This window comes from Mesorhizobium sp. M0001 (genome assembly GCF_040324255.1).
GTDB lineage: Bacteria > Pseudomonadota > Alphaproteobacteria > Rhizobiales > Rhizobiaceae > Mesorhizobium.
Window position 1 is genome coordinate 57,815 of sequence record NZ_JAMYVS010000018.1, and the last position, 7,608, is coordinate 65,422.

Below are 7,608 nucleotides of genomic sequence, written 5' to 3' on the forward strand. Positions count from 1 at the left end.
GCATGATCCGGACCGTCGCCACCAAACCCTATCTCGACCAGAAACCCGGCACGTCCGGCCTGCGCAAGAAGGTGCCTGTCTTTCAGCAGGAGCACTATGCCGAGAACTTCATCCAGTCGATCTTCGACGCGCTGGAGGGCTTTGAGGGCAAGACGCTGGTGATCGGCGGCGACGGCCGCTTCTACAACCGCGAGGTCATCCAGAAGGCCATCGCCATGGCGGCGGCCAACGGCTTCGGCAAGGTGATGGTCGGGCAGGGCGGCATATTGTCGACGCCGGCGGCGTCGCATGTCATCCGCAAATACAAGACCTTCGGCGGCATCATCCTGTCGGCCAGTCACAATCCGGGCGGCCCGCACGAGGATTTCGGCATCAAGTACAATGCCGGCAATGGCGGCCCGGCGCCGGAAAAGCTGACCGACGCGATCTTCGAAAAGACCAAGACGATTTCGAGCTTCAAGACTGCCGACATCGACCAGATCGACATGGACAAGATCGGCACGGTGACCGCCGGCGGCATGGCGGTCGAGATTATCGACCCGGTCACCGACTATGCCGAATTGATGGAGAGCCTGTTCGACTTCGACGCCATCCGCGCCAATTTCAAATACGGCTTCCGCATGCGCTTCGACGCCATGCATGCGGTCACAGGCCCGTATGCCAAGGAAATCCTCGAGCGCCGGCTCGGCGCGGAGAATGGCACCTGCCGCAACTACAAGCCGCTGCCGGATTTTGGCGGCCATCACCCGGATCCGAACCTGGTCCACGCCAAGCATCTCTATGACGAGATGATGGGACCGGATGCGCCCGATTTCGGCGCCGCTTCCGACGGCGACGGTGACCGCAATCTCATCATCGGCAAGGGCATTTTCGTCACCCCGTCGGATTCGGTGGCCATGCTTGCCGCCAATGCGCAATTGGCGCCGGGCTACAAGGACGGCCTCAAAGGCATCGCCCGCTCGATGCCGACCAGCGGCGCTGCCGACCGCGTCGCCGAACAGCTCGGCATCGGCATCTACGAAACGCCGACCGGTTGGAAGTTCTTCGGCAATCTGCTCGATGCCGGCATGGCAACGATCTGCGGCGAGGAAAGCGCCGGAACCGGCTCGAACCATGTCCGTGAAAAGGACGGGCTGTGGGCGGTGCTGTTGTGGCTGAACATCCTGGCCGTGCGCGGCGAAAGCTGCAAGGACGTCGTCACCGAACATTGGGCGACCTACGGCCGCAATTACTATTCACGTCATGACTATGAGGAGGTCGAAACCGAGCGCGCCAACGCCCTGGTCGACGAGTTGCGCGCGAAGCTCGCTTCGCTGCCCGGCACCAGCGTGCGCGGCCTGAAGATCGCCAATGCTGACGACTTCGCCTATCACGATCCCGTCGACGGTTCGGTGAGCAAGAACCAGGGCATCCGCATCCTGTTCGAAGGCGGCTCGCGTGTCGTGTTTCGTTTGTCCGGCACCGGCACGTCGGGTGCTACGCTGCGCGTCTACATCGAGCGCTACGAGCCGGACAGAGCGCGGCATGATCTCGACACGCAAGAGGCGCTCGCTGACCTGATCGCGGCTGCCGATGATATCGCCGGGATCAAGAGCCACACCGGGCGCAACAAGCCGAGCGTGATTACTTGAGGGTGGTGACGTCTTTACCCTCCCCCTTGTGGGGAGGGTCGATCCGCGCAGCGGATCGGGTTGGGGGTGCTCGTAAAGCGCTTTCCCCGCGCCGACCCCCACCCCGCTCACTTCGTTCGCGACCCTCCCCACAAGGGGGAGAGTGGAGGATGCGCCGATGACCCAGCTCGGCGCAACCGTCACTCCCGAAGGCATCCGCTTCGCCGCCTGGTCGTCATCCGCGCGGCGCCTGTGGGTGTCGATCTTCGACGACACCGGCGCCCGTGAAATCGACCGGCTCGAACTTCAGCCGGAAAGCGAGGGCGTCCATGCGCTGTTCGTCGCCGGCCTTGCCGCGGGTACGCGCTACGGCTTTCGCGCCGACGGCGAATATGCGCCGGAGCGCGGGCTGTGGTTCGATCCCGACAAGCTGCTCACCGATCCCTACGCCGTCGAGATCGACCGGCCCTACCAGCATCATTGGCGGCTTGCCGCCCGGCGCAACGAAGGCACCGATACCGCGCCGCTGATGCCGAAGACCGTCGCCCGCGCGCTGCCCAAGCCGCTGCCGGCCAAGGCGCCTTTGTTCCAGCCGGGCGGTCTGATCTACGAACTCAATGTCCGTTCCTTCACCAGACTGCATCCGGACGTGCCCCAAGCGCAGCGCGGCACCATTGCGGCACTTGCGCATCCGGCCATCCTCGAACACCTCAGAAAGATCGGCGTCTCCGCCGTTGAGCTGATGCCCGTGACGGCATGGATCGATGAGCGCCATTTGCCGCCGCTCGGCCTCAGCAACGCATGGGGCTACAACCCAGTCACCTTCATGGCGCTCGACCCGCGCCTGGCGCCCGGCGGCCTCGCCGAGTTGCGCGATACTGTGAGGGTGCTGCGCAGGGCTGGCATTGGCACCATCCTCGATCTCGTCTTCAATCATACCGGCGAAAGTGACCGGCTCGGGCCGACGCTGTCGCTGCGCGGCCTCGACAATCAAGCCTACTACCGCAGCGAGCCGGACGGCAGGTTGGCCAACGATACCGGCACCGGCAATACCATTGCCTGCGACCATCCGGTCGTTCGCGACATGGAACTCGACACGCTGCGCCATTTCGTCCGCCATGCCGGCGTCGACGGTTTCCGCTTCGACCTGACGCCGGTCCTCGGCCGCGTCGCTGGCGTATTCGATCCGGCGGCCCCGTTGCTCGATACCATCGCAACCGATCCCATCCTTGCCGATAGGGTGCTGATCGCCGAGCCGTGGGACATCGGCCCGAATGGCTATCAGCTCGGCAATTTCCGGCCGCCATACCTGGAATGGAACGACCGCTACCGCGACGACGTCAGGCGCTTCTGGCGCGGCGATGCCGGCGCGGTCGGTGCGCTGGCGACAAGGCTCGCCGGCTCCTCCGATGTGTTCGGCAGGGAGGGCCAATCCGCCAGCCGCACGGTCAACTTCATCGCCGCGCACGATGGCATGACGCTGGCCGATATCGTCGCTTATGAAGCCAAGCACAACCAGGCCAATGGCGAGAAGAACCGCGACGGCCACAATGAGAACCTGTCCTGGAACAACGGCGTCGAGGGCGAAACCTCGGACAAGGCGATTGCCGAGGCCCGTTCCCATGATCGCTTCGCGCTGCTCGCCACTCTATTTGCCTCGCGCGGCACCATCATGCTGACGGCGGGCGATGAATTCGGCCGCACGCAAGGGGGCAACAACAACGCCTATGCGCAGGACAACGCCATCACCTGGCTCGACTGGGCCGGGCGCGACGTCGGGCTGGAAGCCCATGTGTCGGCGCTCGCAGCTCTGCGCGGCGCGGTGCCGGCGCTTTCCGATACGCGCTTCCTGACCGGAGAGCCGCCGGCCGGTTCTGAAACGCCCGACGTCGCCTGGCTGACCGAGACCGGCGCGCTGCTCAGCGAAGCCGACTGGAACGATGGCTCGCGCCATCGCCTCGTCATGCTGCTCGGCGATGGCGGGGAAGGCCGCCTGGCTGTGATCGTCAATGGCGATCGCCGCCAATGCGTCTTCACGCTGCCCGCGCGGCAAGGGTTTGAATGGCAGCCGGCTGTTGAAGCGCAAGCGGTCGACCTCGCGCGGCCGCTGCCCGGCCGCAGTGTCAGTTTCATGATCGAGCGCCGGACCGCAAAGGCCCGCGCCAGGAAGGGTCCGTAATGGCCGACGACAATGCCCAGCCGGGACCCGAACAGAGCGCCGACTGGTGGCGCGGCTGCGTCATCTACCAGATCTATCCTCGCTCCTTCCAGGACACCACCGGCGACGGCAGCGGCGACCTCTCAGGCATCACCTCACGGCTGGCGCACGTCGCCTCGCTCGGCGTCGACGCCGTCTGGCTGTCGCCCTTCTTCAAATCGCCAATGGCCGATATGGGCTACGACGTCTCCGACTATCAGGCGGTCGATCCGATGTTCGGCACGCTCGACGACTTTGACGCGCTGGTTGCCGAGGCGCACAGGCTCGGCCTGAAGGTGATCATCGATCAGGTGTTGTCGCACTCCTCCGACAAGCACGAATGGTTTGTAGAGAGCCGTGCCAGCAAGGATAATCCCAAGGCTGACTGGTATGTCTGGGCCGACACCAGGCCGGACGGCAACGCGCCCAACAACTGGCTGTCGGTCTTCGGCGGCCCGGCCTGGGAGTGGGACGCGACCCGCCGGCAATACTACATGCACAATTTCCTCGCCTCGCAGCCGGACCTCAACTTCCACAATCCTGAGGTTCAAGACGCGTTGTTGCAGACGGTGCGGTTCTGGCTCGAGCGCGGCGTCGACGGCTTCCGCCTGGATACGGTCAACTACTATGTCCACGACCGCTGGCTGCGCAGCAACCCGCCGCTGGCGTCGAGCGTCGCCGGCACCAACGGCGAAACCAACACCTATCTCTTCCAGGAGCACCTGTTCGACAAGACGCAACCGGAAAACCTCGATTTCCTCAGGCGCTTCCGCGCTTTGCTCGACGAATATGACGGCCGCGCCAGTGTCGGCGAGGTCGGCGACGAAGGCCGCTCGCTGCAGACGCTGGCCGCCTACACATCCGGCGGCGACAAGCTCAACATGTGCTACACCTTCGACCTGCTCGGCCCGCAATTCTCAGCCGCCCATGTGCGCGGCTGCGTCGAGGCCTTCGAGGCAGCCGTCGCCGACGGCTGGGTCTGCTGGGCGTTCTCCAACCACGATGTCGTGCGCCATGTCAGCCGCTGGACGCGGCCGGGCGGCGATCCAGATGCGGTGGCGACATTCGCTATCGCTTTGCTCTCCTGCCTGCGGGGCTCGATCTGTCTCTACCAAGGCGAAGAGCTTGGGCTGGAGGAGGCGGAACTGACCTTCGAGGATCTGCGCGATCCCGTCGGCATCCGTTTCTGGCCGGGGGTCAAAGGCAGGGACGGCTGCCGCACACCGATGGTCTGGGAGGCGGGCGCCGACAATGCCGGTTTTTCCTCGGGAAAACCCTGGCTGCCGGTGCCGGAAAGCCACCGCGCTCGGGCGGTCGATATCCAGAACGCCGACGACAAGTCCGTGCTCGCCGGCTACCGGACGATGCTCGCCTTGCGCAAGGCGCATCCGGCGCTGGTCAAGGGCCCGATCCGCTTTCTCGATACCGACGGCGATGTCCTTGCCTTCATCCGGCAGGGCGAGGACGAGATATTGCTCTGCGTCTTCAATTTCGCCGACAAGCCGGCCGACTGGCGACTGCCGCCGGATCTCCAGCCTGTCGAGGCGATCGCTCTGGGTGGCGGTGCCGTCCTGCAGGAGGAGGGGCTGTCGCTGCCGGCCCTGGGCTGGTTTGTCGGCAAGGTAGGCTGATCTTTCAGGGACGCCGTCCGGCTTCAAAAAAGATCGTGTCCGCATGCAACCGTGCCGAGTGATCCGCGCAACGTCACCGGCGCCACGTTTTTCATTTTCGGGCTTCTTCGGTACTTTCGTCGAGCTTGGCCACGACGGCATTCCTGAAATGTTTCCAGGTGGTTGCGCTAATGACAACTGCTGAGGGCAAAAGGCAAAATTACAGGACAACCTCAAGCTGCACCCAATTGAACCTGGTAATATAGATTAGCTATGGCTGGTTTAGGGTGAGGATGCTCACTTAGCGTCAAGCAAGACTCGGTTGAAATAGCATTTCCGTCTGTCTAGTCTCCTGCCACCAGCTGCCGGAACGGGAACCGGCGGCGCGCTCGAAGGGGCCAGAAATCGGTTCCGGGGCGTCAACACTCGTAAGGCGCAGCCGATGGGCAGCGCCACAGGGAGAGACTTCATGCTGAAAAATATGCTGAAGGCGACGCTTGTCGCCGCGACCATGACCTTTGCCGCAGGCACGTTCCTGACGCCGGCCCTTGCCGAGACCGTCTATAACAGAGGCAGCGCCGCCGAAGCGGAGACGGTCGATCCGCACAAGACCTCGACCGTCTACGAAGCCGATATCATACGCGACCTGTTCCAGGGACTGGTCATGCACGATCAGAAGACGAACCTCATCCCGGGCGCCGCCGAAAGCTGGACGGTATCGGATGACGGCACCGTCTACACCTTCAAGCTGCGCAAGGACGGCTTGTGGTCGGATGGCAGCCCGGTGACGGCTGACGATTTCGTCTATTCCTTCCGTAGGCTGGAGGATCCGGCGACCGCCGCCGAATACGCTTCCATGCTCTATCCCGTGAAGAACGCCGAGGAAGTCAACACCAAGAAAGGCAAGCCCGAGGACATGGGCGTCAAGGCGATCGACGCCAACACCCTGGAAGTGACGCTGAAGGCGCCGACGCCATACTTCCTGGAGATGCTGACCCACCAGGCTACCTATCCGGTCAACAAGGCCTCGATCGACAAGCTCGGCGCCGACTGGATCAAGGCGGGCAATCTCGTTTCGAACGGCCCCTATACACTGGCCGAGTGGATTCCCAACGACCACATGAAGCTGGTCAAGAATCCGAAATTCTGGGATGCCGCGACCGTCAAGATGGACGTCGTCAACTACATCCCGACCGAAGACCGCTCTTCGGCGATGAAGCGCTTCGAGGCAGGCGAACTCGACAGCTACGGCGACCTGCCGACCGAACAGCTCGCTGACCTCAAGACCAAGTTCGGCGATCAGGTCCGCGTCGGACCGTATCTCGGCACCTATTATTACGCGATCAAGACCGACAAGGCGCCCTGGGACAATGTCGAGCTGCGCAACGCCATCTCGATGGCTATCGACCGCGACTTCCTGGCCGAAAAGGTCTGGCAGAATTCCATGCTGCCTGGCTATTCGATGGTGCCTCCGGGCATCGCCGGCTACACGCCGGCAATGGCCAAATACGCCGACATGCCGCAGATCGACCGCGAGGACGCCGCCAAGAAGATCCTTGAGAAACTCGGCTATACGCCCGAGCATCCGCTGAAGATGGAGATCCGCTACAACACCTCGGAAAACCACAAGAACACCGCGGTTGCCATCCAGGAACAGTTGAAGCCGCTTGGCGTCGAGATCACGCTGCTCAACACCGATACCAAGACCCACTATTCCTTCCTCGAGCAGAAGGGCAACTACGACGTGGCGCGTGCCGCCTGGATCGCCGACTACAAGGATCCCGAGACCTTCCTCGGCATCACCCGCAAGGCCAGCGGCAACAACTATTCGAACTACGTCAGCCCGGCATATGAGGCGGCCATGGACAAGGCCGCGGCTGCCGGCGGCAAGCCGGAAGAGCGCATGAAGGACCTCACCGAGGCCGAGCGCATCCTTGTCGATGACGTCGGCAACATTCCGCTTCTCTACTACAGCTTCCACGATATCGTTTCCTCGAAGCTGCATGGCTTCGATGACAATGTGATGGACATCCATCCGTCCCGCTTCGTCTCCAAGGACTGATAATCATCCTTGACTGGACCGGCCCCCCCCCATTTGGGGGGGGGGGGGGGGGGGTGAAAGCCCCCGGGGGGAAATGGGGGGGGGGTTTTTGGCACCCCCGGGGGCAGAATTTTGGGCCGCGGGGGGGGA

Annotated in this window: 3 protein-coding genes and 1 pseudogene; all 4 read left to right on the top strand. The window is 63.4% G+C overall.

Annotated elements, in window-relative coordinates; all coding sequences use genetic code 11:
- The first annotated feature begins 2 nt into the window (after positions 1-2).
- Complete coding sequence (locus NKK50_RS28775; RefSeq protein ID WP_023834456.1) at positions 3-1,631, top strand: alpha-D-glucose phosphate-specific phosphoglucomutase; 1,629 nt, start codon at positions 3-5, stop codon at positions 1,629-1,631.
- Between the two features lie 157 nt (positions 1,632-1,788).
- Entirely contained in the window at positions 1,789-3,789 is a 2,001-nt protein-coding gene (gene glgX, locus NKK50_RS28780; RefSeq protein WP_352544244.1) for a glycogen debranching protein GlgX, read from the top strand.
- Entirely contained in the window at positions 3,789-5,438 is a 1,650-nt protein-coding gene (gene bglA, locus NKK50_RS28785; protein WP_023834454.1) for a beta-galactosidase BglA, read from the top strand. The genes glgX and bglA overlap by 1 nt, the downstream gene beginning before the upstream one ends.
- A 643-nt stretch (positions 5,439-6,081) precedes the next feature.
- Positions 6,082-7,227, top strand: a pseudogene (locus NKK50_RS28790) (peptide ABC transporter substrate-binding protein); the annotation flags it as partial.
- Between the last annotated feature and the right edge of the window lie 381 nt (positions 7,228-7,608).

Excerpts from the sequence above, each read along its gene's own strand:
- bglA (WP_023834454.1), top strand. The coding sequence starts at position 3,789 with ATGGCCGACGACAATGCCCAGCCGGGACCCGAACAGAGCGCCGACTGG.
- glgX (WP_352544244.1), top strand. The coding sequence starts at position 1,789 with ATGACCCAGCTCGGCGCAACCGTCACTCCCGAAGGCATCCGCTTCGCC.
- NKK50_RS28775 (WP_023834456.1), top strand. The coding sequence starts at position 3 with ATGATCCGGACCGTCGCCACCAAACCCTATCTCGACCAGAAACCCGGC.